The organism is Microbacterium sp. NPDC096154, assembly GCF_040302945.1.
In the GTDB taxonomy this organism is placed as follows: domain Bacteria; phylum Actinomycetota; class Actinomycetes; order Actinomycetales; family Microbacteriaceae; genus Microbacterium.
This window is the reverse complement of sequence record NZ_JBEOSM010000002.1, coordinates 122,549-145,532: the sequence shown is the minus strand read 5'-3', so window position 1 is coordinate 145,532 and position 22,984 is coordinate 122,549. Positions and strand designations below refer to the sequence as shown.

Sequence of the window (22,984 nt, the reverse complement as noted above, 5' to 3'; positions counted from 1 at the left end):
TAAGCGAGGTAAGCCGGAGGGCTGAATGATCCACGAGGCTGAGCAGGTCGTGCTGCTCGACCAGCAGGGCAGGGCGTGCGGCACGGCTGAGAAGGCCACCGTCCACGGTGCGGACACGCCCCTCCATCTCGCCTTCTCCTGCCATGTGCTCGACACGTCGGGGAGGGTCCTGCTCACCCGGAGGTCGCTGACGAAGCGCGCGTGGCCGGGAACGTGGACGAACGCCTTCTGCGGTCATCCGGCCCCGGCCGAGCCGGTCGCGGAAGCGGTGCGGCGTCGCGCCGGGCAGGAGCTGCGGTTGTCGCTCGACCGGATCGAGCCGGTGCTGCCGGACTTTCGATATCGCGCGGTGGACGCGGCGGGGATCGTGGAGAACGAGGTCTGCCCCGTCTACATGGCCGAGGCGGGGCACGAGCCCGAGCCTGATCCGACCGAGACGATGGAACACCGCTGGGTTGAGCCCGAGCGCCTGGCCGAGGCGCTCAACAGCGCGCCCTGGGCCTTCAGCCCGTGGCTCGTGCTGCAGGCGCGGCGGATGTCGGACGGCGGCGTCGTGCGCCCATCGGCCTGGAAGCGGCGAGCGCGATGACGACGGGACCGCGATGAGGACGGGAGAGGGACGGGCCGCCGTCGCAGACTGCGATGCTCTGCTCGAGGAGTTCTTCGCGGAGCGGATCGCGAGCGCGGCGCGTCTCGATCCGTCGTACGAGGCCCTGTGGAGCGCCCTGGCCGAGTCGATGCGTGGCGGAAAGCGCCTGCGCCCGCGCCTGCTCCTGGCCGCGCACGGAGCCCTCGGCGGAGTGGAGGGAACGGCCGAGGTGCACGCGGCGGCGGCATTCGAGCTGCTGCACACGGCACTGCTGGTGCATGACGACGTCCTGGATGGCGATGTGATGCGGCGGGGCCGCCCCAACCTCCCGGGTCGGTTCACGGACCATGGACGGGAGCGGGGACTGTCCGAGAGGTCGGCAAGGGCGTGGGGACGGGCCTCCGGCGTGCTCGCGGGCGACCTGCTGCTCAGCGCGGTCTATGCCTTCGTGGGGCGCGTCGCGTCGCCGGCGCGGCCGGCGCTGCACGCGATCATCGACGAGTGCCTGTTCGTCACGGCGGCCGGCGAGCACGCCGACATCAGCTTCGGCCTTGGAGTGCGTCCGGCGCGGGAGGCCGACATCGTCCGGATGATGCGGCACAAGACGGCGATCTACTCGTTCGCGGCTCCCCTGCGTGCGGGGGCAGTGCTCGCGGGAGCGAGCGAGGGCTCACAGGACGCGCTCTCGCGCATCGGGGAGCAGCTCGGCCTGCTGTACCAGCTGCGGGACGACATGCTCGGCGTCTTCGGCGACGAACGTCACACCGGGAAGTCGATCGAGGGAGACCTGCGTGAGGGGAAGCGGACTCTCCTCGTCGCTCTGGCGGAGGGCCACCCGCAGTGGCTCGCCGTCCGGCATCTGTTCGGCAGTGAGACGCTCGACCGAGAGGGCGCCGCGCGACTGCGGGACGCGCTCGTCTCCTCGGGGGCGCGCGACCGGGCGGAGACGCTGATCCGGCGGCAGCGCGAACAGCTCTCCCGGCGGATCGAGGTCGCGCCGCTGCCGCTCGCGCTGCGTGAGCACCTCGCGGTGCTCGCAGACACCTGCGTGGAGCGGGTGGCATGAGCGCTCCCTCCGGGCTCGAGCTCTACACGCGCACGGCACGCGAGGCCGCGGCGCGTGTCATCCGCGCGTACTCCACGTCGTTCGCGGCCGCGAGCCGGATGCTCTCGCCGCCGGTCAGAGCGCACGTCGCCGCCATCTACGCGCTCGTGCGCGTCGCGGACGAGATCGTGGACGGGCCTGCAGCCGAGGCCGGCATCGACACCGTCCAGCGCGCACGCATCCTCGACGAGCTGGAAGCGGAGACGCTCGCGGCGATGCGTCGTGGCTTCAGCGCCGATCTCGTCGTGCACGCCTTCGCGATCACGGCACGCGAGGCCGGCATCGGGGAGGCGCTGGTGAGGCCCTTCTTCGCCTCCATGCGCATGGATGCGGTCGGCGTGGGTTCCTTCGATGCGGCGGCCTATCGCGCCTACATCCACGGGTCGGCGGAGGTCGTCGGCTCGATGTGCCTGCGGGCCTTCCTCACCGCCGCGCCGGGGACCGACGCCGACGCCGACCTCGAAGAGGGCGCCCGTCGCCTGGGCGCAGCGTTCCAGAAGGTCAACTTCCTGCGCGATGTGGGCGACGATCACGGCCGACTCGGTCGCTCCTACTTCCCGGGTGTCGAGCCCCAGGCGCTCGGGGAAGGGGACAAGCTGGCCATCATCGAGGACATCGAAGAGGATCTGCGAGTGGCGCGCGCCGTGATCCCGCGGCTGCCCGCGGACGCGCGCAGGGCGACGACAGCCGCGGCCGACCTGTTCGCGGCGCTCGCCGCGCGGCTGCGGGAGACGCCGGCACACGACCTGACGGTGCGACGAGTCTCGGTGCCCACGGCGGTGAAGGCACGCATCGTGGCGCGCGCCCTGATCGCCGGACGAGGGCGGGCACGGCCGTGACCGCCCACCGTGACCGCGCGATCGTGATCGGCGGGGGGATCTCGGGCCTTGCCACAGCGGCTCTGATGGCGCGAGAGGGGCTGGAGGTCACTCTCCTCGAGGCGCGCGAGGAGCTCGGCGGGCGCGCCGGGCGGTGGCACGCGGACGGCTTCACATTCGACACGGGACCGTCGTGGTACCTGATGCCCGAGGTGTTCGACCACTTCTTCCGCCTGCTCGGAACGTCCTCGCAGGAGCAACTGGACCTCGTGCGGCTCGATCCCGCATACCGCGTGTACTTCGAAGGGGACCCGCAGCCGTTCACGCTCCCCGCGGACGACGCCGCGGGAGCGCTGCGAGCGCTCGATGTCGCGGCCTCGGCGCGTCTCGACGACTACCTCGCGTCCGCGAGGCAGACGTACGAGCTTGCCACGGAGCGTTTCCTCTACAGCACCTTCGCCTCGCTCGCCCCGCTCATGAGCGGCGACATGGTCCCGCGCCTGCCGCGCCTCGGCCGGCTGCTCGCGGAGCCGCTCGACCGGTTCATCCGGCGTCACAGCTCGGATCCGCGGGTGCAGCAGGTGCTCGGCTATCCGGCCGTGTTCCTCGGCACGTCGCCTGCGGCGGCGCCGAGCATGTACCACCTGATGAGCCACCTCGACTTCGGCCAGGGCGTGCTCTACCCGCGCGGAGGCTTCGGCGCGGTGATCGACGCCATCGCCGGCCTCGCCGAGGCGCAGGGCACGCGGCTTCGCACCGGCAGCCGTGTGCGACGCATCGTGGTCGAGCGCGGGCGGGTGACCGGCGTCGAGGCGGCGCTGGCAGAGGGGGGAGTACAGCACATCCCGGCCGATGTCGTGGTGTCGGCCGCCGACCTCCACACCACCGAGCACGCGCTGCTGGCTCCGGAGCACCGCAGTCATCCGGCCTCCTGGTGGGCGCGGCGCAACCCTGGCCCGGGGGCGGTGCTCGCGCTGCTGGGGGTGCGAGGCGAGCTGCCCGAGCTGGCTCACCACACGCTGTTCTTCGCCGAGAGGTGGGAGGAGGGGTTTGAGGCCATCTACGGCGCCGACAAGCGGATCCCCGACCCCGCTTCGCTCTATGTCTGCCGTCCCAGCGCGACCGACGACGTCGCGCCGCCGGGGCACGAGAACCTCTTCGTGCTCGTACCGGTGCCCGCCGATCCCACGATCGGCGCCGGCGGCACGGACGGCCGCGGTGCGCCGGCGGTCGAGCGCACGGTCGACGCGGCGATCGCGCAGATCGGGGAGTGGGCGGGCATTCCCGATCTGAACGAGCGCGTCGTGGTGCGGCGCAGCATCGGGCCGGCCGACTTCGAGAGGGAATACGGCGCGTGGCAGGGTGGCGCCCTGGGACCCGCGCACACCCTCCGTCAAAGCGCGTTCCTGCGCGCCTCAAATGCCTCCTCGCGCGTTCGAGGCCTCCTGCATGCGGGTGCGACCACCATCCCGGGCATCGGCCTTCCGATGTGCCTGATCAGTGCCGAACTCGTCGTGAAGCGCCTGCGAGGGGATCGCAGCGCCGGGCCGCTGGCGGAACCGCTGTGAGTGCGGCCTACCTCCTGGTCCTGGTGGCGTCGCTGGGATGCGTCGTGCTGATCGACATGCGGTTTCGGCTCTTCCTCGGTCGAGCTCCGCGTCGCGCTGCGGCGGTGCTGGCGATCGGGCTGGCCTTCTTCCTCGCTTGGGACCTGGCTGGCGTCGGCCTGGGCATCTTCTTCCGCGGCGAGACGGAGTGGATGACCGGCATCCTGCTCGCTCCGGAGCTGCCCCTCGAGGAGCCGGTCTTCCTCCTGTTCCTCTCCGAGCTCACCATGGTGCTCGTGACGGGTGCGCAGCGGATGCTGGAACGGAGAGAGGGCGCACGATGACCTACGTCCTCCTGTGCGCGGTGTTCCTCGCGATCTCCATCGGGGTCGCGGCGGCGTCGCGATGGCGCGCCGGGGGCGCGGCGTCGCGTCGCCGCGTGCGGCCGGCGGCGCTGATCCTCGCCGGCGCCGTTCTGCTGGTGCTGACGGCAGTGTTCGACAACGTGATGATCGCCGCCGGGCTCTTCGCCTACGCCGATGACCGCGTGAGCGGGCTCGCCATCGGGCGCGCCCCGATCGAGGACTTCGCCTACCCGCTTGCGGCCGTCATCCTGCTGCCCGCATTGTGGATGCTGCTGGAGCGGCGGCATGATCCGTGATCTGCTCGCGGTGTCCCGTCCGCTGAGCTGGGTAAACACCGCTTATCCGTTCGCGGTGGCCTATCTGCTCACGGCCCGTGACATCGACGTCGCCCTGGTGGTCGGGACGCTGTTCTTCCTGGTGCCGTACAACCTCGCGATGTACGGCGTGAACGACGTGTTCGACTACGCCTCGGATCTCGCGAACCCACGCAAGGGCGGGGTCGAAGGGGCGCTGATCTCGCCCGCGCGGCACCGTGCGGTGCTCGTGGCGGCCGCCGCCGTCAGCGCGCCGTTCGTGGCGGTGCTGCTGGCGCTCGGCGGTCCGGCGTCGTGGCTGGTGCTGGCCGTCAGCATCTTCGCCGTGGTCGCGTACTCGGCGCCCCCGTTCCGCTTCAAGGAGATCCCCTTCCTTGATTCGGTCACGTCCAGCACCCACTTCGTGAGTCCCGCCCTGTACGGCATCGCGCTGGCGGGGGGTGCGCTCGACGCGCCCGCGGCGGTCGTGCTCGGCGCGTTCTTCCTGTGGGGCGTGGCGAGTCACGCCTTCGGAGCCGTGCAGGATGTGGTGCCCGACCGCGCGGCCGGCATCGGCTCCATCGCGACCGCCCTCGGTGCTGCGGCCACGGTGCGCGTCGCTCTCGGCGCGTGGTTCGCGGCGGGTCTGCTGATGACCGCGGCGGGGCCGCCGGCCGCGTGGGCGGCCGTGCTCGCCGTGCCGTATCTGGCGATGGCGGCGCCGTACGTGCGGGTGTCGGATGCCGATTCGGCGCGGGCCAACCGCGGGTGGCGGCACTTCCTGTGGATCAACTACGGCTGCGGGGCGGCCGTGACGGTGCTGCTGATCGCGACCGCTCTGCGCTGACCTCTGACGAGCGCGGCATCGCCGGCCGGTCACCGCCGGCGCCCCATCGTCCACAGCCTTCGATGAGACGGCGTTGTTCGCGCCCGCGGCGTTCGGCGTTCGCAGGGCGGGTCGCCCTTCCTACCGTCGATGGCATGGCCGAACCCTTCGTCGTGAAGCCCCGTACCGGCCGCGCCGCGGTCGGTGGCGCGGTCGGCGGCGGGCGCGAGCGCGCTCCCGCTCCGGCACCCGCGGGCGGCGACCTCGGGGCGCTGGCCCCCTATGTGGGCGACCCGCGGGTGACCGATGTCTTCGTCAACGGCGCGGCCGGCCTGTTCGTGGATCGCGGCGACGGCCCGCGCCAGGACCCGGGTTGGCGGGCCTCCGAACGTGAGGTGCGCGACCTCGCGACGGCGCTCATCGCGCGTGGCGGGCGGCACATCGACGACGCCACCCCGTGCGTCGACGTGCGGTTGCCGGGAGGCATCCGCGTGCACGCCGTGCTGCCCCCGATCGCGACGGGCGGCACGGCGCTGTCGATCCGCATCCCTCGCATCCGTGGTGCCGACCTCGACGCGCTGCACCGCGGCGGCTCGTTCGGCGAGGACGTGCGTCGATGGCTGGCGCAGATCGTGCGCGATCGTGAGAACCTGCTCATCACCGGAGCGGCCGGCACCGGGAAGACGACGCTGCTGGGCGCGCTGCTGGCGCACGCCCCCGAGCACGAGCGCATCGTCACGTCGAGGACGTCGCCGAGCTGCGCATCCCGCACCCGCACCACGTCTCCCTCGAGGCGCGGCAGCCGAACCTCGAGGGAGCGGGCGGCGTCGGCCTGGCCCAGCTCGTGCGCGAGGCGCTGCGGATGCGGCCCGACCGCATCGTCGTGGGGGAATGCCGCGGGGAAGAGGTGCGCGAGCTGCTCACGGCCCTCAACACGGGGCACGACGGCGGCGCGGGAACGCTCCATGCGAGCGGCCTGGCGGAGGTTCCTGCCCGACTCGAGGCCCTCGGCGCGCTCGCCGGAATGGACGACCACGCCGTGGCCCGGCAGGTCTGCAGTGCGCTCGCCTTCGTCCTGCACCTCGAGCGGCGGCCGGACGGCACACGCCGCCTCGCGAGCGTCGGTCGGTTCACCGAGGCCGGCGGACGGCTCCGGATCGAGGAGGTCGCACCGTGGCTCGATTGAGGACGACCCCGCAGGATGCCGCGCTCGCCGCGGGGGCGACGGTGCTGAAGCTCGCCGTGCTGCTGCAGGCCGGCGCCACGCCTTCAGCGGCGTGGCGGCACCTGGCGGCGGCGGGGGATGCGGCCGCTGAGCGCATCGTGGCCCGCGTGGTGGACGGCCAGGGACTGACCGAGGCGATCGAGGCCGAGGGCCGGGATGCCGGTGGCGAGGTGTGGCGAGACATCGCGGCTGCGTGGGAGATCTCGGCGACGGTCGGCGCGCCGCTGGCCGACTGCCTGCGGGCGACGGCGGCGGCCTTGCGCGATGCGTGCGAGGCGCAGGATGACGTGCGCATCGCCCTGGCGGAGCCGACGGGCACCGCGCGCCTCATGACCTGGATGCCGCTCGGCGGACTGCTGATCGGCGCCGCGCTCGGATTCGACGTGCTCGGGATGCTGTTCACCACTCCCGCCGGCGCCGTCTGCCTCGTCGCGGGACTCGCGCTCCTGGTCGTCGCGCGGGTCTGGACCCGCCGTCTCGTGCGTGCCGCGCAGCCGCCGCCCGGCACACCGGGCATGCATGCCGAGCTCACGGCCATCGCGCTGAGCGGCGGCGCGTCGATCGAACGCGCCGACCGGCTCGTCGCGCAGGCCCCTGGCGGGCCGCGATCCGGCGCCGACGGCACCGCCGCGGTGCTGAGGCTCTCGCGCGACGCCGGGGTGCCCGGGGTGGAGCTGCTGCGGGCGGCCGCCGCCCAGGAGCGTCAGGCCGCCCGTACCGAAGGGCGGTTGCGGGCCGCCCGCCTCGGCTCCCGGCTCCTGCTGCCGCTCGGCGCCTGCACGCTGCCGGCCTTCCTGTGCCTCGGCGTCGCCCCCATGCTGCTCGGCGTGCTCAGCGCCACACCGCTCCCGGCATTCGCCGGGTAATCCCAGAACACCCTCCAGAGAAAGAAGGAATCATGTCCCATCCACAGCCTCTCGGCCCGGCACCTCGCCGGATCGACGACCTGCTCGCCGACGAGGCGGGCGCCTCCACCGCCGAGTACGCGATCGTCACGATGGGAGCGGTGGCGCTCGCCGGCATCCTCGTCGCGATCCTGCGTTCCGGCGAGGTGCGCGAGATCCTCACCGATCTCGTGCGCAGGGCGTTGACGGTCGCGTGAATCGGCGCGTCGCCCAGCTGCGCGGCGCTCTGACACAGGGCGGGCAGCACGATGAGCGGGGTTCGGCGGCAGCCGAGCTCGCGGTCGCGCTGCCCGCCGTCGTGATCGTCGTCGCCCTCGGTATGGGCGGCCTGCTCGCGGCGTCCACGCAGGTGCGGCTGCAGGATGTCGCCGCCGACGCCGCGCGCATCGTCGCGCGGGGCGAGGCGGAGGAGCGGGCGGCCGGCGTCGTCGCCCAGGTGCCGGGCGCCGCGTCCGACGTCTCCTGGCGCGGCGAGCTCGTCTGCGTCGTGGCGAGCGCTGAGGCACGCGTCGCGGGGGTCGCTGTGCCGCTGCGCGCGGAAGCCTGCGCGCTGGGCGGAGGGCGGTGACGGCATGGCGGGTTCGATCATCGCCGCGGGAGTCGCGGGCGCCGCAGCGGTGCTCGCGCTCGGGCTGACGGCCGCGGGCGGCGCCGCGGTCGAGAGCCAGCGCATCGCCGCGGTGGCCGACGCGGCCGCACTCGCCGCCGCAGACGCGGCCAGCGGCGCGGTGGCGGGCGAACCGTGCGCTCGCGCGACGGAGGTCGCCGGCGCGCAGCGGGCGTCCGTCACGTTGTGCGCGCTCGACGGTCTTGTCGCGACGGTCACGGTCGGCGCGAGGTACGCGGGGCTTCCCGTCTCGGCGACCGCCCGAGCGGGTCCGCCGCCCGTCTCGTGGTGATCCGCCCAGCGAGGCAGGGGGGGCGCCGGCGGCGCGGCGGCCGGTGCCCTGGGACGGCGCACAGCGCACGGTATGTAATGTGTGCAACGACGAAAGGACATCCGTTGTCATCAGGCAAGAAGCTCGTCATCGTCGAGTCCCCGACGAAGATGAGGTCGATCCAGGGGTACCTCGGCGACGAATACGAGGTGCTGAGCTCGGTGGGTCACATCCGCGACCTCGCCGACAAGCGTGACATCCCCGAGAAGGATCGCGCCGCGTACGGCAAGTACTCGATCGACATCGACAACGGCTTCGACCCCTATTACGTCGTCAGCGACCGCAAGACCAAGACGGTCTCTGAGCTCAAGCGCGCCCTCAAGAACGCCTCCGAGGTCCTGCTCGCGACCGATGAGGACCGCGAGGGCGAGGCCATCGCGTGGCACCTGCTCGAGACGCTCAAGCCGAAGGTGCCCGTCAAGCGCATGGTGTTCCACGAGATCACCAAGGACGCGATCCGTGCCGCGGTCGACCGCACGCGCGAGCTCGACCTCGCGCTCGTCGACGCGCAGGAGACCCGTCGCATCCTGGACCGCCTGTACGGGTGGGATGTCTCCCCGGTGCTGTGGCGCAAGGTCGGCACGGGCGCGAGCGGCCAGGCGCTGAGCGCCGGTCGCGTGCAGTCCGCCGCGACCCGGCTCATCGTCGACCGGGAGCGCGAGCGCATGGCGTTCGTCTCGGCCGATTACTGGAGCATCCAGGCGACCGCCGCGCGCGAGGCCGAGGGGTTCTCGGTGCGTCTGGTGCGTCTCGACGGAGCCCCCCTCGCCACGGGTCGCGACTTCGACGACCGCGGTCAGCTCAAGCGCGCCGTCGTCGTGCTCGACGAGAAGGGCGCTGCGGCGCTGGCCACCGCGATCGACGCCTCCGGCGAGGCCCGCGTCACCAAGGTCGAGGCCAAGCCCGGCAAGCGCCGTCCCTACGCGCCGTTCACGACCTCGACGCTGCAGCAGGAGGCCGGCCGCAAGCTCTCGATGTCGGCGAAGACCACGATGTCGGTCGCCCAGAGCCTCTACGAGCGTGGCTACATCACCTATATGCGCACCGACTCGACCAACCTGAGCGCGCAGGCCGTCACGGCGGCGCGCGAGCAGGCCGTCGCGCTGTACGGCGAGAAGGCGGTGCCGCTCAAGCCGCGGGTCTACGCGTCGAAGAGCAAGAACGCGCAGGAGGCGCACGAGGCCATCCGCCCCTCGGGTGAGCAGTTCCGCACGCCCAAGCAGGTCGCGGGCGAGCTGGGCCGCGACGAGCTGCGGATGTACGAGCTGATCTGGAAGCGCACGGTCGCCAGCCAGATGGCCGACGCGGAGTTCGAGACCACGACCGTCACGCTCGAGGCGCACGCCGACGGCAGGACGGCGGAGTTCACGGCATCCGGCACGGTCTACACGTTCAAGGGCTTCCTCGACGCGTACGAGGAGGGGCGCGACGAGCGCCGTCGCGACGCCGACGAGGTCGAGAACCAGTCGCTGCCGCAGGTCGCCAGCGGCGACCGGCTGGCCCTGCGCGATGCGGAGGCCAAGGGCCACTCGACCACACCGCCGCCGCGCTACACCGAGGCGAGCTTGGTCAAGGCGCTCGAGGAGAAGGGCATCGGCCGCCCGTCGACCTTCGCGAGCATCATCGGCGTGATCCTCGACCGCGGCTACGCGACCAAGCGCGGTCAGGCGCTGGTGCCCTCGTGGCTGGCCTTCAGCGTGGTGCGGCTGCTCGAGCAGCACTTCGGCTCCCTCGTCGACTACGACTTCACCGCGGCGCTCGAGGACGACCTCGACGCGATCGCGCGAGGCGAGCAGAAGCGCGTGGAGTGGCTGCGCTCGTTCTACTTCGGATCCGGCGAGCATCCGGGCCTGCGCAACATCGTCGACAACCTCGGCGAGATCGATGCCCGCGCCCTCAACGCGACGCCGCTCACCGACACCGCCACGCTGCGCTTCGGCAAGTACGGCCCCTACATCGAGGTGGCCGATCCTGAGGCCCCCGAGGCCAAGCCGCGCATCGTCAACGTGCCCGAGGATCTCGCGCCGGACGAGCTCACCGCCGCGAAGGTGCAGGAGCTGATCGACGCCCCCGTCGCCGGCGACCGCGTGCTGGGCGAGAATCCCGAGAACGGCAAGCTGATCGTCGTCAAGGACGGCCGCTTCGGGCCCTACGTGCAGGAGCAGGATCCGGTGGATCCGGATGCGGTCGACGCGACCACGGGCGAGGTGGCGGAGGAGGCGCCGAAGAAGCGGGGTGCCAAGAAGGCCGCAGCCCCCAAGCCGCGCACGGCGTCGGTGTTCAAGTCGATGTCGCCGGAGACGATCGACCTCGACACGGCGCTCAAGCTGCTGTCCCTGCCCCGGGTGGTGGGAACCGACCCGGAGTCGGGCGAGCCGATCACGGCGCAGAACGGCCGCTTCGGGCCGTACCTGAAGAAAGGCACCGACTCGCGCTCGCTCGAGAGCGAGAGCCAGATCTTCGACGTGACGCTCGAGCAGGCGCTGGAGCTCTACGCGCAGCCCAAGTACGGCGCGCGTCGTGCGTCGAGCGCGCTCAAGGAGTTCGACGCCGACCCCGTCAGCGGCAAGCCGATCCGCGTCCGCGACGGCCGCTTCGGACCGTACGTCACCGACGGCGAGACCAACGTCACGATCCCGCGCGGCACGAGCATCGACGACATCACGTTCGAACGCGCTGCCGAGATGCTCGCCGAGAAGCGCGCCAAGGGTCCCGCCCCGAAGCGCGGCCGCGCCGCGGCCAAGACGACCGCGGCCAAGACGACCGCGGCCAAGACGACCGCCAGCAAGACCGCCTCCGCCAAGAAGGCGCCTGCGAAGAAGACGGCGACCAAGGCGGCGACCACGACCGTCTCGGCGTCGCGCTCCGAGGCTGCCAAGAAGGCGGCGGCGACCCGCGCGGCCAACAGGGCCGCGAAGGCCGCGGGAGAGCAGTGACCGGATCGGGCCTCTGGGTCACGTTCGAGGGCGGCGACGGGTCGGGGAAGACCACGCAGGCGCGACTGCTGCAGGAGTGGATCGAGAGCACCGGCCGAACGGTCGTGCGCACGCGTGAGCCCGGCGGCACCGAGGTCGGGCGCACGCTGCGCGAGCTCGTGCTGCATCATCGCGCGGCCGACGGAACGAGCGACATCGGCCCGCGTGCCGAGGCGCTGCTGTTCGCGGCCGACCGCGCACATCACGTGGCGTCGCTGGTGCGTCCCGCGCTCGACCGCGGCGAGGTGGTCATCCAGGATCGCTATCTCGACTCGTCCGTCGCGTATCAGGGCGCCGGTCGCGTGCTGGATGCCCGGGAGGTGCGCGAGCTGTCGCTGTGGGCCACCGACGGCGCGCTGCCGGATGTCACGGTGCTGCTGGATCTGGATCCCTCGGCGGCCCGCGCGCGTCTCGAGGCCGACGACAAGCCGTTCGACCGGCTCGAGGCCCAGAAGGACGAGTTCCACGCGCGGGTGCGGGAGGCATTCCTCGCGCTTGCGGCCGCCGAGGCCGACCGCTTCCTGGTGCTCGACGCCACGCGTCCCGTCGACGATCTGGCGGCGGACATCCGGGCCCACGTCGCCCCGCGCCTGTGACCGCACCCCGCAGCCGTGTCGGCGCGCCGGGCTAGGGTGGATCGCATGACCATCGCCCCCGCCGCTGCGTTGCCGTGGGGCGAGGTGTGGGGGCAGGACGCCGCCGTCGAGACCCTGCGGGCGGCGGCCGCCGACCCCGCAGCCCTGGCGCACGCGTGGTTGATCACGGGGCCGCCCGGCTCGGGGCGGGCGCCGCTGGCACTCGCCTTCGCCGCGGCGCTGATCGCGCAGGATGCCGGTGACGAGCACACCATGCGCCAGGTGCTGGCGCGCACGCACCCGGACCTCACGGCGCTGCGCACCGAGGGCAGCATCATCAAGATCGACGACGCGCGCGCCATGGCGACGCGCTCGTACCTCGCGCCGTCGGCGGGGCGCTACCGCGTCATGGTGATGGAGGACGCCGACAGGATGACCGAGCGCACGTCCAACGTGCTGCTCAAGGCCCTCGAGGAGCCCCCCGAGCGCACCGTGTGGATCCTCTGCGCGCCCAGCGATGCCGACCTGCTGCCGACCATCCGGTCGCGCGTGCGCGTGCTGCGGCTGCGCGAACCGGAGGTCGACCAGGTGGCGCAGCTCATCGTGGCGCGCACGGGCGTCGACGCGGCGGTCGCCGAGCAGGCGGCTCGGCACGCGCAGCGCCACATCGGCATGGCCCAGCGCCTCGCCACCGACCAGGCGTCGCGGGAGCGCCGCGACGAGACGCTGCGCGCCGTGCTGCGCGTGCGCGGCATCTCGGATGTGGTCGAGGTCGCGGCTCAGATCGTGGCGGCCGCGACCGACGACGCCAAGGCGCTCACGGCGGAGCGGGACGAAGCCGAGCGTGCCTCGCTGCTGCGCACCGTCGGCATCGCCGACGGTGCGCGCATCCCGCCCGCGGTGCGCTCGCAGCTGACCGCGCTCGAGGACGATCAGAAGCGCCGCGCGACCCGCAGCCTGCGCGACGGTCTCGATCGCGTGCTGACCGATCTGCAGTCTCTGTTCCGCGACGTGGTGATGCTGCAGTTCCGCCGCGAGGGCGACACGATCAACCTCGAGCTGATCGACGACCTGCGCGAGCTCGCGGCGAAGTGGCCGGCCGACCGCACCCTCACCGTCCTGGATCACATCGCCGAGACGCGCGAGGCGCTCGAGCAGAACGTGCAGCCCACGCTCGCGCTCGAGTCGCTTCTCGTGACCGTCGTCAGCGGCCGGAAGCCCTGACCGCATCCGCCGCGTCCTGGTTTCCTCAGCCGTCGCCCCTCAGCCCCCCGGAGAGAAGAACGCGTGACCCGCATCCGTCGTCTGCTCGCACCCGTCGCCCTCATGGTCGTGGCCGCGACGGCCCTGTCGGGCTGCCTGTACTCGCAGATCCCCGCCGCTCCCACCGAGCGTCCGAGCGCCTCGCGCACGCCCGACCCCACCATCGGCGCCGAGCTGAGCCGGTTCTACGAGCAGGATGTGCAGTGGTCGCAGGATGGCGCCCTCGAGACCGCCACCGTCACGGCCCCCCTCGACTGGAACGAGCCCGATGCGGGCGAGATCGAACTCGCCGTGGTGCGCCAGCAGGCGACGGGCGGCGAGCCGATGGGGTCGCTGCTGCTGAACCCGGGCGGGCCCGGAGGCAGCGGCTTCGATTTCGTGGCCCAGTCGGTGGACTTCGCGGTGAGCGAGCGGCTGCAGGAACGGTACGACATCGTCGGCTTCGACCCGCGGGGCGTGGGCCGCTCGAGCTCGGTGCACTGCCTCGACACGGCCGCGATGGACGAGTACCTCTACGGGCTCCCCGAGCACGAGCGCGGCACGCCGGAATGGGAAGAGGAGCTCACCGCCGAGAACCGCGCGTTCGCGGAGGCCTGTGAGGCGAACAGTGCCGGCATCCTGCCCTTCATCACGACGGAGCAGGCGGCGCGCGACATGGATCTGCTGCGCGGGGTACTGGGCGACGACAAGCTGACGTACCTCGGCTACTCGTACGGCACGTTCCTCGGCGCGACCTACGCGAAGCTCTTCCCGCAGCGGGTGGGCCGGCTCGTGCTCGATGGCGCGATCGACCCCTCGGTATCGGGCACCGACGTCGGCGTGACGCAGGGCCTGGGCTTCGAGAAGGCGCTGCGCACCTACATGCAGTCGTGCCTCGAGACGGAGGGCTGCCCGTTCGGCGGCTCGGTGGATCAGGCGATGGGCGACCTCGCGGCGCTGCTGGCGTCGGTCGACCGAGACCCGCTGCCCGCCCCCGACGGACGCCAGTTGGGCGCCGACTCGCTGATGACGGGCATCATCGCCGCTCTGTACGCGCAGGAGAACTGGCCGTATCTGACACAGGCGCTGGCCCAGGCGCTGCAGGGAGACCCGTCCACGGCCTTCCTGCTCGCGGACTTCTACAACGGCCGCGAGGACGGCGAGTACACCGACAACTCGACCGAGGCGTTCCAGGCGTACAACTGCATGGACTACCCGACAGACGAGTCGCAGGAGGAGCTCGACGCCTCCGAGCAGCTGCTGCGCCGTGAGGCGCCCACCATCGCCCCGTACTGGGACGGTCCGAGCGTGTGCGAGGTCTGGCCGTTCGAGCCGACGGGCGTGCGCGAGAAGATCGCCGCCTCGGGCGCCGCGCCGATCGTCGTGGTCGGCACCACGGGCGATCCGGCCACCCCCTATGAGTGGGCGGTCTCGCTCGCCGATCAGCTCTCGAGCGGCGTGCTGATCACCTTCGAGGGGGAAGGGCACACGGCGTACAACGGCTCGAGCGACTGCATCGACGGGGCCGTGGATGCCTACTTCCTCGATGGCGAGGTGCCGGAGGACGGACTGACCTGCACGCCCTGATCGCCGACCCACCCGGCGGTCGTCGCGGTTCGGAGCACGCGCCCGCATCGGGTATGATGGTTCATCGTGCCGCGTGAGCGGCGCGGAACGCCACCTTAGCTCAGGGGTAGAGCAGCTCACTCGTAATGAGCAGGTCGTCAGTTCAAATCTGACAGGTGGCTCGACAAGGCCCCCGGACTCCACTCCGGGGGCCTTTTCGCGTGCCGGATGCGCCGCCGCACCCCGCCGGACCCCGCCGCGCTCCCGCGGAAGCGAAGGAGATCTGCACGGATTCGGAGGAATCCGGCCGCATTCATCCTGATCCGTGGATATCTCCTCCGCCTGTGACGGAATGGCTTCATGACCGATTCCGCCCCTGCAGCATCCGCCCCCGAAGCCCCCGCCCCCGAGGCTCCAAACCCCCACACCGCCGCCGTCGAGTGGTTCGCGCGCAAGCTGCGCCACGAGACCGACCCGTCGGATGTGGCGGCCGCCCGTGCCGCCGGCCACCCGATCACGCTGGTCGACGTGCGCAGCCGGGCGGCGTGGGATCAGGGCCACGTGCCCGGGGCGGTGCACCTGCCGGGCGGCGAGATCGCCGAACGCCACGCCGAGCTCGATGGGCTGCCGAACCTCGTCGTGTACTGCTGGGGGCCGGCGTGCAACGGCGCCACCAAGGCTGCGCTCGAGCTCAGCCGCCGCGGCTACCCCGTGCGCGAGATGATCGGCGGCTTCGAGTACTGGGCCCGCGAGGGCCTCGCCGTGCAGTCGGCCGAGGGGCGCACTCGGCGCTCGGTGGACCCGCTCACCGCGCCGGTGGGCTGAGGCTCTCTTGGTGGGGCGCCGGCACCTGCGAGACTGAGCGGGTGAGCGCCGCGCCGTCCCCCGTGTCCCTGAGCGATGCGGTCGGCGCCATCACGGAGATCCTCACCTGGGTGGGCCTGGGGGCGGCCATCGTGTTCGGCGGGGCGGCGCTGGTCGCGCGGCTCGCGGACGGCACGTGGCTGCCCATCCGTGCGGTCGTGATCGGCGATCCGGCCTCCGAGGGCGCCGGCGGGCAGGTCGTGCGGTGGTTCGGCGACGACGGCGTGCACGAGGCGCCCCTCACGGCCGAGCTGCGCGCCGCGGTGCAGGGCGACGAGCTCGAGCTGTTCCACCGAGTCGGCACCCGCGACGATGTGAGGCTGCACGAGCGTTCGCCGTGGCCGCGGCTGCTCGGGGGAGTCGCGCTGGCGTGCGCCGGGGTGGGCGTGCTCGCCCTTGCGGTCCAGATCGTGACGATGGTCGCCGGCGGCTGAGACGCCGAGATCAGCGGCTGGTGGGCGGCTCGCCGGGAGCGACCGGCTGGCGCAGGATGGTGCGCCTGCGCTCGGGTGGCACGCGGCGGAAGTCACTGAGGTAGATCTCGTGGTGGCGCCCGGTCATCCGCAGCCCGTGCGCGGGGATGAACTCGTCGTGCATGCGCGCGAGGGTCGGCCCTTCGTCGTCGAAGGAGCCGACGTGCAGCGTCTGCACGCAGCGGCCCTCGGCGAGCGATTCGAGACGCACGTCGCCGACGCGCGCGGGTGCATCCGGCAGGGCGGCCGCGGTCTCGGCGAACAGATCCGGGCCGATCCATTCGGGCACCAGGATCATCAGCGTCCAGTTCCAGCGCTCCTTGTCGCGCGCCGACGTGAAGGCGGTGGGATCGTCCGCCCACCACAGACCCTCGAGCGGCGGCACGACGTAGTCGCGGCCCAGCACCCGCCGGCTCGCGAACTTGAGCCGGTAGGCCAGCGGGTACAGCGCGCCGACGGCCTCGGCGAACATCGGGGACGTGTTGGGGTCGCCCTGTCCGTCGATCATCAGGTAGCGGGCGTCGGGCACCTCCAGGATGCGCAGCTCGCCCCGCTTCGCGCGGTACGCATCCTGCGTCTTGACGTCGGGCTTGTCGGTCACGGGCACCTCCCGCCTCATTCTGACGCTCGCCTGCCCGCGTCGCGAGCGGCGGCGTACCCTCGAGACATGACCAGGGCTCTGCTGATCGTGGATGTGCAGAACGACTTCACAGAGGGCGGCGCTCTCGGCGTGGCGGGAGGCGACGCGATCGCGGCGGGCATCACGCGACTGCTCGCCGAGCGGGCGGGCGACTACGCCGTGATCGTGGCGTCTCGCGACTGGCACGACCCCGGGAGCGACAACGGCGGGCACATCGCGCTCGCGGAGCGCGGCGAAACCCCCGACTACGTCGACTCGTGGCCGCCGCACTGCATCGCGGGCACCGAGGGCGCCGAGTACGACCCCGCCCTCGACACGGGCGCCGTGACGCACCACGTGAAGAAGGGACAGGGCACGCCCGCGTACTCGATGTTCCAAGGCGTGACGGATGACGGTTCCACGGTCGCCGCGGTGCTGGCGCAACGAGGCATCGAGACGGTCGACGTCGTCGGCATCGCGACCGATCACTGCGTGCGCGCGTCGGCGCTCGACGCGATCGCGCTCGGCCAGCACGTGCGGGTGCTGACCGACCTCGTGGCGGGCGTCGGGCCCGAGTCCAGCGAGACCGCGCTGGCCGAGCTGGCGCACGCCGGAGCGGTGCTCGCCGAGAGCGGCGTCCCGGCCGCATGATGGGGCGCCGCCTCATGCCCGCGACATCACGGCAGCCCTCCACGTCGAGGTGCAGAGGATCCTCCCGACCGCGCGCGGCGACCTGGGTGCCGGCGAGGGCATAGCGCCGGTGCGGCTGGGTGACCCGCTCACCCGAGCGCGCGCAGCTTGCGCTCGAAGACCGCCCGCTCCGCGTCGCTCGCGGTGAGGCGGGCGGCCTCGGCCAGCGCCGCGCGCGCTTCCTCGAGCCGACCCAGCCGGATGAGCAGCTCGCCGCGCACGCCCGGCAGCTGCGCGTAGCCCGCGAGGGATTCGGCCAGCCCGTCCACGATGCGCAGCGCGGTGGCGGGGCCCTCCGCCATCGACACCGCGACGGCGCGGTTGAGCTCGACCACGGGGGAGGGCGCGATGCGCCCCAGTGCCTCGTACAGCACCACGATGCGATCCCAATCGGTCTGGTCGACTGACGCCGCCACGTCGTGGCACTCGGCGATCGCGGCCTGCAGCGCGTACGGCCCGCGCCCGCGCCCGCGTGCGTCGCCGCGCGCGAGGGCGTCTCGGCCGAGGGCGATGAGCTCGCGATCCCACCGCGAGCGATCCTGATCGGCGAGCAGGATCGGCTCCCCGTCGTCGTCCAGGCGTGCCGGGAAGCGCGCGGCGGTCAGCGCCATGAGGGCGACCAGCCCGTGCACCTCGGGCTCACGCGGCAGCAGCCCCGCCAGCACGCGCGCGAGCCGCAGGGCCTCACGGGTGAGATCGACACGCATCCATCCGGGACCCGCGCTCGTCGCATACCCCTCGTTGAAGACGAGGTACAGCACGCTGAGCACGGCCGAGAGACGGGCGGGATACTCATCTGACGGGGGCGGCTCGAACGGCACCGAGGCTGCGGCGAGCGTCTTCTTGGCCCGGACGATGCGCTGCTGCACGGTGGCGACCGGCACCAGGAAGGCGCGCGCGATCTGGTCGCTCGTCAGGCCCCCGACCACGCGCAGCGTGAGCGCGACGCTCGCCTCGCGTGACAGCACAGGATGGCACGCCATGAAGATCAGGCGCAGCACGTCGTCCTCGATCGCGTCGGGGTCCCATCCGGCGCCGGCCGACCCCTCCGTCTCGTCGAGCTCCCGGGCGAGCTCGGCGTAGCGCGCGTCGCGCCGGGCCTCGCGACGCCAGTGATCGACTGCGCGGCGTCTGCCGACGGCCACCAGCCAGGCCCCCGGGTTCGCGGGCACGCCGGATGCCGGCCAGGACGCGAGCGCCTCGGCGAGGGCCTCCTGGGCGACATCCTCGGCGAGCGAGAAGTCGCCCGTGACACGGGTGAGCGTCGCGACGATGCGCGCCGACTCGATGCGCCAGACCGCCTCGACGGCGCGGATCGCCGAGGCGGTCGCGCCGTCGCTCACTGGGCCTTCTTGGCCTCGAGCTCCTCGCGCCACTGCTCTTCCTTCTCGATCCACTCGTTGTCCTCGGGGAAGTCCTCGGGCCCGGTGACACGGCGGACCTCGAGCTTGCTGCCCGGCCCGAGCGGCGCGCGCTTGGCCCACTCGGCGGCTTCCTCGATCGTCGGCACCTCGAGCATCCAGAAGCCGTTGAACAGCTCCTTGGTCTCGCCGTACGGGCCGTCGGTGACGACCGGCGGCGTCGCCGTGAAGTCGACGACCAGCCCCGGCTCGGGTGCGAGGCCGTCGCCGCCGACCATCACCCCCGCCTTCATCATCGACTCGTTGTAGCGCCCCATCGCCGCGATGACCTCCTCGAAGGGCATCTCTTCGTACGACGAGACGGCGTCGTCGGTGGCGCGCATGATGAGCATGAACTTGGGCATCTTTCTCTCCTTGATCCGGGGGCCTGGGATGACCCTTTCACCCTTGCGTCGAACGGCGGAAGCCAGGATCGACATGGACGGGAAAGATCTTTCACACCGTCCTGAACGCGCGCGCGACCGCACAAGAACGGGTGCGCGTCAAGGCGGTTCGCCGCGGCCTGGCACCGTTGTACCGTCCGGGCATGGGAATGCTGGTCTATGACAGCTCAGCCCCGCCGATCCTGGTCGACGACGCCGCGCTGTCTCATCTCAAGGTGGTCATGCTGTCCAAGCTGCGCCGGGGCGAGAGCTTCGCGGTCTCGTGGAAGCACCCGGCCAGCGAGGGTGGCGGGCGATCGACGATCTGGGTGAATCAGGCCGTGCCGCTGCGCTTCGTGTTCGACGAGACGGATCCGCCCGAGCTCGACCAGCAGTGGCTCGCCGAGATGGCGGAGTCTGCGGCCGGGCTCGGCGGCATCGCGCTAGGCGAGGCGCACGTCGCCGGCGGCGATCCGCGTCAGGCCCCCTGACGCCGCACCATCTCGCCGATCCAGGCGGGGGCGTACGGCGACGTGCAGTTCGGCGGCGTGGGGTAGTCCTTGAGCACCTGGAGGCGCTCGCCGACCTCGAGCGCCCGCTCGCGGCGATCCGGATGATGGATGCCGATGTAGGCGAGCGTCGTGTTCATCTCCCACTGCGTCGGCGCGGGAGCCTGCTTCATCTCCGCCTCGATCGTGTCGAGCAGGGCGTCGAGATCGACGAGCTCCGGCCGCTTGGCGACGGCCTCGGCGGTCAGCGCCCATCCCGCGGCGGCGACGTGCTCGTCCGGGTCGGCGATCCACGTCTGGCGCAGCCGCTCGGCGTGCGGGCTCTTCTTCGCCAGGTAGTTCACGAGCCAGTCGCGCACCTTCGGCACGCGTGCCTCGCGCAGCATCCTGTCGAGATCGTCGGCGGAGTACGCCTTGGGCTTGGAGATCAGGACGGCCACGAGCTTGGCGGGCGTGACGTCGGTCGCCCAGAGCTGCTGGGCGAGCTCGTGGTTCGTCTTGAGGCGCTTGGCGACCTGCCGCAGCTGCGTGAGGTTCACGCCGTGGTCGTCGCCGTGCCGCTCGTTGACCCCGCGCATGCGCGGGTCCTCGAGGGACGCGAGCTCTGCCAGCACATCGGCGACGGCGGTGTCGATCGCAGCGGTCATGCTCCGACTCTACGATCGCCGCAGCACGATGGCGACGTGCGCATGGCGACGGACCTGCGCCGGGGTCAGAGCCCGTGCGCCTGCACGAAGGTGCTGCACAGCCGCCGGATCCAGTGGTTCTCGATCAGCCCGTCGACCTCGGTGCGCCACAGCGCCGAGATCTGGAAGCGCGGCATCTGGATCGGCACGGGGGAGGCCCGCAGGTCGAGCATCTCCGCCGTGCGGATGGCCACGTGCTCGGGCACGGTGGCGATCACGGGGAGATCGAGCAGGATGGCGCCGAGCCCGCTGAAGTGGCTGATGGTGCACAGCGTGTTGCGCTTGTGGCCCATGGCGGCCAGGACGTCGTCGACCCACCCCCGCTGGAGGTCGTAGGAGACGCGGACGTGGCGGGTCTCGATGTACTCCCGCTCGGTGAGGGGGTCGGAGAGGCTTAGCAGCCGCGGGTTGTACACGCAGCGGTAGTCGCCCGAGAACATCGGCTCCGACTGATAGTCGGAGGCGGCGTGCGCGGGAGTCGTCGTCAGGACCAGGTCGATGATCGGGTCGTCGAGCGTCTCGCGCCACAGGTGACTATTCGTCTGGTGAATGGCGAAGTTCACGCCCCAGTTGTGATCGACCTTCTGCCGCGCCACCCAGGGGCCGAACAGCATCTCGATGTCGTCAGACATCGCGAGGTGGAAGGTCCGGGAGCTCTGCCACGGCTCGAACTCGACGTCGTCGAGGATGACGGAGGCGATCGTGCTGAGGCTCGGACCGATGCTCAACGACAGCGAAAGCGCCTTGGCGGTGGGAGTCATGCCCGCGCGGGTGCGCTCGAAGAGCGGATCGCCGAAGAGCTTGCGCAGGCGACCCAGTGCGGCGCTCACCGCACTCTGGGACAGGTTGAGCTTGTAGCCGGCACGCGTCACGCTGCCCTCCTGCATGAGGGCTTGGAACACGACCAGCAGATTGAGGTCGACCTGGTGCAAAGCAATCCTGTTGATACTCCTCATAATAGACATCGGTTTGACTGCTGATCAACGAGGTCCCAGAGTGGCCGGAGGCTTTCCTCACCTGTGACCAAGGGAGATCACGCATGGACGACACGACCACCTCGCGGCATGACGCACGAGCGTCATCCGACACCTCACTCCTGCTCTCGCTGAGTCCGCAGGACCGCACCAAGCGCATGGTGGCGGTCGGCATCGGCAACTTCATGGAGTGGTTCGACTTCGCCATCTACGGCTACTTCGCCGCCATCATCGGCGCGCAGTTCTTCCCGTCCGGCAACGAGACGGCCGAGATGCTGTCGTCGCTCGCCGTGTTCGCCGTGGGCTTCATCTCGCGCCCCTTCGGCGCGCTGATCCTCGGCCCGATCGGCGACCGTCTGGGCCGCCGCACGGTGCTCATCATCACCGTGCTCGGCATGGGCATCATCACGGCGCTGATCGGCCTTACGCCGTCCTTCGAGACCATCGGCATCGCCGCGCCCATCATCGTCGTCATCCTGCGTCTGCTGCAGGGCGGCTTCGCCGGCAGCGAATGGACCAGCGCCGCCGCCTACATCGGCGAGAGTGCGCCCAAGAACCGCCGCGCGATCTACGCCAGCGTGGTCACCGGCACGGCCGGCCTGGCCTTCCTGGTGGGCACGCTCACCGCGGCCCTTCTCACGGGTGTTCTGTCGGAGGACGCACTGAACTCGTGGGGCTGGCGCCTGCCTTTCATCGCATCGCTGCTCATGGCCGTGATCGCCATCTACATCCGGCGCAAGCTCGTCGACACCCCCGTGTTCGAGGAGCTCGAGCGCAAGCGCGCGAACAACACCGTCGAGGTCACCCCCACGGCGGCGAAGGTGAAGGCGTTCGTGATGACCCTCGCGTTCTCGGGCATCTTCGGGGTGAGCCTCTACTACCTGATCACGTACGTGAACAACTTCCTCTCGGGGGCCGTGGGCATGCCGCGACTCGAGGCGCTCGTGGTCTGCGGCGTCGTGCTGGTCATCTACGTCGCCCTGAACCCCGTCGTGGGCATGGCCGTCGACCGCCTGGGCCGTCGTCCCGTGCTCTACACGGGCCTGATCGGACTCATCGTGTGGAGCGTTCCCGCCTTCTGGCTGATGAGCACCGGGAACCCGTGGATCGCCGGCGCCGCCCTCGTTCCGTTCGCCCTGTTCGTCGCCTGCACGGCCGTCGTCAACAACGTGCTGCTGGTGGAGGTCTTCCCGGCGTCCATCCGGGCGACGGGATCGGCGATCGGATACAACGTCGCGTACGCGCTGCTGGCCGGCCCCGGGCCCCTCATCGCGGCGGCCCTCGTGGCGGGCACGGGTGTGCTGATCTCGCCGGCGTTCTACGTGATGGCCGTCGCCGTGCTCGCTCTGGTCATCCTGCTGCCGACGCTGCCGGAGACCAAGGGCACCGACATCTCGCGCGGCTGAGCGCGACGGCT

General features: G+C 71.7%; 25 protein-coding genes, 1 tRNA gene and 1 pseudogene. 22 read left to right on the top strand and 5 right to left on the bottom strand.

Features of this window, described 5'->3' with window-relative positions:
• The first annotated feature begins 25 nt into the window (after positions 1-25).
• From idi to ABTW64_RS03105, 19 genes and pseudogenes are all read left to right on the top strand, one after another.
• Positions 26-589, top strand: a complete 564-nt coding sequence (gene idi, locus ABTW64_RS03195; protein WP_350619121.1) for an isopentenyl-diphosphate Delta-isomerase — start codon at positions 26-28, stop codon at positions 587-589.
• Positions 590-602: 13 nt separating this feature from the next.
• On the top strand, positions 603-1,655 hold the full coding sequence (locus tag ABTW64_RS03190) for a polyprenyl synthetase family protein (RefSeq protein WP_350619119.1): 1,053 nt from the start codon (positions 603-605) through the stop codon (positions 1,653-1,655).
• Positions 1,652-2,533, top strand: coding sequence for a phytoene/squalene synthase family protein (locus ABTW64_RS03185; RefSeq protein ID WP_350619117.1), 882 nt, complete (start codon positions 1,652-1,654; stop codon positions 2,531-2,533). The genes ABTW64_RS03190 and ABTW64_RS03185 overlap by 4 nt, the downstream gene beginning before the upstream one ends.
• A 65-nt stretch (positions 2,534-2,598) precedes the next feature.
• A complete protein-coding gene (crtI, locus tag ABTW64_RS03180) occupies positions 2,599-4,080 on the top strand; it encodes a phytoene desaturase family protein (RefSeq protein WP_350619708.1) in 1,482 nt (493 codons plus the stop codon).
• Positions 4,077-4,403: a lycopene cyclase domain-containing protein gene (locus tag ABTW64_RS03175; RefSeq protein WP_350619115.1), complete on the top strand. Its 327-nt coding sequence runs from the start codon at positions 4,077-4,079 to the stop codon at positions 4,401-4,403. The genes crtI and ABTW64_RS03175 overlap by 4 nt, the downstream gene beginning before the upstream one ends.
• Positions 4,400-4,720, top strand: coding sequence for a lycopene cyclase domain-containing protein (locus ABTW64_RS03170; protein ID WP_350619113.1), 321 nt, complete (start codon positions 4,400-4,402; stop codon positions 4,718-4,720). Before ABTW64_RS03175 ends, ABTW64_RS03170 begins: the two co-directional genes overlap by 4 nt.
• Complete coding sequence (locus tag ABTW64_RS03165) at positions 4,710-5,564, top strand: prenyltransferase (protein ID WP_350619111.1); 855 nt, start codon at positions 4,710-4,712, stop codon at positions 5,562-5,564. Before ABTW64_RS03170 ends, ABTW64_RS03165 begins: the two co-directional genes overlap by 11 nt.
• A 134-nt stretch (positions 5,565-5,698) precedes the next feature.
• Positions 5,699-6,729 (top strand): annotated as a pseudogene (locus ABTW64_RS03160) (TadA family conjugal transfer-associated ATPase).
• Positions 6,717-7,634, top strand: coding sequence for a type II secretion system F family protein (locus tag ABTW64_RS03155; RefSeq protein ID WP_350619109.1), 918 nt, complete (start codon positions 6,717-6,719; stop codon positions 7,632-7,634). The pseudogene ABTW64_RS03160 and the gene ABTW64_RS03155 overlap by 13 nt, the downstream one beginning before the upstream one ends.
• 32 nt (positions 7,635-7,666) lie before the next feature.
• A complete protein-coding gene (locus ABTW64_RS03150) occupies positions 7,667-7,870 on the top strand; it encodes a DUF4244 domain-containing protein (RefSeq protein ID WP_350619106.1) in 204 nt (67 codons plus the stop codon).
• The gene (locus tag ABTW64_RS03145; RefSeq protein ID WP_350619104.1) at positions 7,867-8,241 is read left to right on the top strand and encodes a TadE family type IV pilus minor pilin; all 375 of its coding nucleotides are present in this window, start codon (positions 7,867-7,869) and stop codon (positions 8,239-8,241) included. Before ABTW64_RS03150 ends, ABTW64_RS03145 begins: the two co-directional genes overlap by 4 nt.
• A gap of 4 nt (positions 8,242-8,245) precedes the next feature.
• Positions 8,246-8,572, top strand: a complete 327-nt coding sequence (locus tag ABTW64_RS03140; protein ID WP_350619101.1) for a helicase — start codon at positions 8,246-8,248, stop codon at positions 8,570-8,572.
• 104 nt (positions 8,573-8,676) lie between these two features.
• On the top strand, positions 8,677-11,547 hold the full coding sequence (gene topA / locus ABTW64_RS03135; protein WP_350619098.1) for a type I DNA topoisomerase: 2,871 nt from the start codon (positions 8,677-8,679) through the stop codon (positions 11,545-11,547).
• Positions 11,544-12,182: a dTMP kinase gene (gene tmk, locus ABTW64_RS03130; protein ID WP_350619096.1), complete on the top strand. Its 639-nt coding sequence runs from the start codon at positions 11,544-11,546 to the stop codon at positions 12,180-12,182. Before topA ends, tmk begins: the two co-directional genes overlap by 4 nt.
• 45 nt (positions 12,183-12,227) lie before the next feature.
• Entirely contained in the window at positions 12,228-13,385 is a 1,158-nt protein-coding gene (locus ABTW64_RS03125; RefSeq protein WP_350619094.1) for a DNA polymerase III subunit delta', read from the top strand.
• 102 nt (positions 13,386-13,487) lie between these two features.
• Entirely contained in the window at positions 13,488-14,990 is a 1,503-nt protein-coding gene (locus ABTW64_RS03120; protein ID WP_502892301.1) for an alpha/beta hydrolase, read from the top strand.
• Positions 14,991-15,079: 89 nt separating this feature from the next.
• Positions 15,080-15,151: transfer RNA gene (locus ABTW64_RS03115), tRNA-Thr, on the top strand.
• 178 nt (positions 15,152-15,329) lie between these two features.
• The gene (locus ABTW64_RS03110; protein WP_350619090.1) at positions 15,330-15,794 is read left to right on the top strand and encodes a rhodanese-like domain-containing protein; all 465 of its coding nucleotides are present in this window, start codon (positions 15,330-15,332) and stop codon (positions 15,792-15,794) included.
• Between the two features lie 41 nt (positions 15,795-15,835).
• Positions 15,836-16,267, top strand: a complete 432-nt coding sequence (locus ABTW64_RS03105; RefSeq protein ID WP_350619088.1) for a hypothetical protein — start codon at positions 15,836-15,838, stop codon at positions 16,265-16,267.
• Positions 16,268-16,277: 10 nt separating this feature from the next.
• Here the strand turns inward: ABTW64_RS03105 and ABTW64_RS03100 are convergent, their stop codons facing one another.
• The gene (locus ABTW64_RS03100) at positions 16,278-16,925 is read right to left on the bottom strand and encodes a GyrI-like domain-containing protein (RefSeq protein WP_502892294.1); all 648 of its coding nucleotides are present in this window, start codon (positions 16,923-16,925) and stop codon (positions 16,278-16,280) included.
• 48 nt (positions 16,926-16,973) lie between these two features.
• Between ABTW64_RS03100 and ABTW64_RS03095 the strand changes: the two genes are divergently transcribed.
• Complete coding sequence (locus ABTW64_RS03095; RefSeq protein WP_350619084.1) at positions 16,974-17,576, top strand: isochorismatase family protein; 603 nt, start codon at positions 16,974-16,976, stop codon at positions 17,574-17,576.
• A gap of 128 nt (positions 17,577-17,704) precedes the next feature.
• Here ABTW64_RS03095 and ABTW64_RS03090 read toward each other — a convergent pair whose 3' ends face one another.
• Together ABTW64_RS03090 and ABTW64_RS03085 are read right to left on the bottom strand one after the other, a co-directional pair.
• Positions 17,705-18,958, bottom strand: a complete 1,254-nt coding sequence (locus ABTW64_RS03090) for an RNA polymerase sigma factor (RefSeq protein WP_350619082.1) — start codon at positions 18,956-18,958, stop codon at positions 17,705-17,707.
• On the bottom strand, positions 18,955-19,380 hold the full coding sequence (locus tag ABTW64_RS03085) for a YciI family protein (RefSeq protein WP_350619080.1): 426 nt from the start codon (positions 19,378-19,380) through the stop codon (positions 18,955-18,957). The genes ABTW64_RS03090 and ABTW64_RS03085 overlap by 4 nt, the downstream gene beginning before the upstream one ends.
• 182 nt (positions 19,381-19,562) lie before the next feature.
• Here ABTW64_RS03085 and ABTW64_RS03080 point away from each other — a divergent pair, with 182 nt between their 5' ends.
• Entirely contained in the window at positions 19,563-19,889 is a 327-nt protein-coding gene (locus tag ABTW64_RS03080; protein ID WP_350619078.1) for a DUF7882 family protein, read from the top strand.
• On the opposite strand, the gene ABTW64_RS03075 is transcribed toward ABTW64_RS03080, so the two are convergent.
• Positions 19,877-20,554, bottom strand: a complete 678-nt coding sequence (locus ABTW64_RS03075) for a DNA alkylation repair protein (RefSeq protein WP_350619076.1) — start codon at positions 20,552-20,554, stop codon at positions 19,877-19,879. The two genes, ABTW64_RS03080 and ABTW64_RS03075, sit on opposite strands and share 13 nt — an antisense overlap.
• Positions 20,555-20,619: 65 nt before the next feature.
• Positions 20,620-21,525, bottom strand: coding sequence for a LysR family transcriptional regulator (locus tag ABTW64_RS03070; protein WP_350619074.1), 906 nt, complete (start codon positions 21,523-21,525; stop codon positions 20,620-20,622).
• A 107-nt stretch (positions 21,526-21,632) separates the two neighbouring features.
• Here ABTW64_RS03070 and ABTW64_RS03065 point away from each other — a divergent pair, with 107 nt between their 5' ends.
• Positions 21,633-22,973 (top strand): MFS transporter, encoded by a 1,341-nt coding sequence (locus tag ABTW64_RS03065; RefSeq protein WP_350619072.1) that lies wholly within the window; start codon positions 21,633-21,635, stop codon positions 22,971-22,973.
• Positions 22,974-22,984 lie beyond the last annotated feature (11 nt).

What these genes read in the sequence shown, in the direction of transcription:
- idi (WP_350619121.1), top strand. Translation starts at nt 26, where the DNA reads ATGATCCACGAGGCTGAGCAGGTCGTGCTGCTCGACCAGCAGGGCAGG.
- ABTW64_RS03190 (WP_350619119.1), top strand. Translation starts at nt 603, where the DNA reads ATGAGGACGGGAGAGGGACGGGCCGCCGTCGCAGACTGCGATGCTCTG.
- ABTW64_RS03080 (WP_350619078.1), top strand. Translation starts at nt 19,563, where the DNA reads ATGGGAATGCTGGTCTATGACAGCTCAGCCCCGCCGATCCTGGTCGAC.
- ABTW64_RS03150 (WP_350619106.1), top strand. Translation starts at nt 7,667, where the DNA reads ATGTCCCATCCACAGCCTCTCGGCCCGGCACCTCGCCGGATCGACGAC.
- ABTW64_RS03140 (WP_350619101.1), top strand. Translation starts at nt 8,246, where the DNA reads ATGGCGGGTTCGATCATCGCCGCGGGAGTCGCGGGCGCCGCAGCGGTG.
- ABTW64_RS03085 (WP_350619080.1), bottom strand. Translation starts at nt 19,380, where the DNA reads ATGCCCAAGTTCATGCTCATCATGCGCGCCACCGACGACGCCGTCTCG.
- ABTW64_RS03185 (WP_350619117.1), top strand. Translation starts at nt 1,652, where the DNA reads ATGAGCGCTCCCTCCGGGCTCGAGCTCTACACGCGCACGGCACGCGAG.
- ABTW64_RS03065 (WP_350619072.1), top strand. Translation starts at nt 21,633, where the DNA reads ATGGACGACACGACCACCTCGCGGCATGACGCACGAGCGTCATCCGAC.
- ABTW64_RS03120 (WP_502892301.1), top strand. Translation starts at nt 13,488, where the DNA reads ATGGTCGTGGCCGCGACGGCCCTGTCGGGCTGCCTGTACTCGCAGATC.
- ABTW64_RS03075 (WP_350619076.1), bottom strand. Translation starts at nt 20,554, where the DNA reads ATGACCGCTGCGATCGACACCGCCGTCGCCGATGTGCTGGCAGAGCTC.
- ABTW64_RS03110 (WP_350619090.1), top strand. Translation starts at nt 15,330, where the DNA reads ATGACCGATTCCGCCCCTGCAGCATCCGCCCCCGAAGCCCCCGCCCCC.
- crtI (WP_350619708.1), top strand. Translation starts at nt 2,599, where the DNA reads ATGGCGCGAGAGGGGCTGGAGGTCACTCTCCTCGAGGCGCGCGAGGAG.
- ABTW64_RS03165 (WP_350619111.1), top strand. Translation starts at nt 4,710, where the DNA reads ATGATCCGTGATCTGCTCGCGGTGTCCCGTCCGCTGAGCTGGGTAAAC.
- ABTW64_RS03100 (WP_502892294.1), bottom strand. Translation starts at nt 16,925, where the DNA reads ATGAGGCGGGAGGTGCCCGTGACCGACAAGCCCGACGTCAAGACGCAG.
- ABTW64_RS03170 (WP_350619113.1), top strand. Translation starts at nt 4,400, where the DNA reads ATGACCTACGTCCTCCTGTGCGCGGTGTTCCTCGCGATCTCCATCGGG.
- ABTW64_RS03095 (WP_350619084.1), top strand. Translation starts at nt 16,974, where the DNA reads ATGACCAGGGCTCTGCTGATCGTGGATGTGCAGAACGACTTCACAGAG.
- ABTW64_RS03125 (WP_350619094.1), top strand. Translation starts at nt 12,228, where the DNA reads ATGACCATCGCCCCCGCCGCTGCGTTGCCGTGGGGCGAGGTGTGGGGG.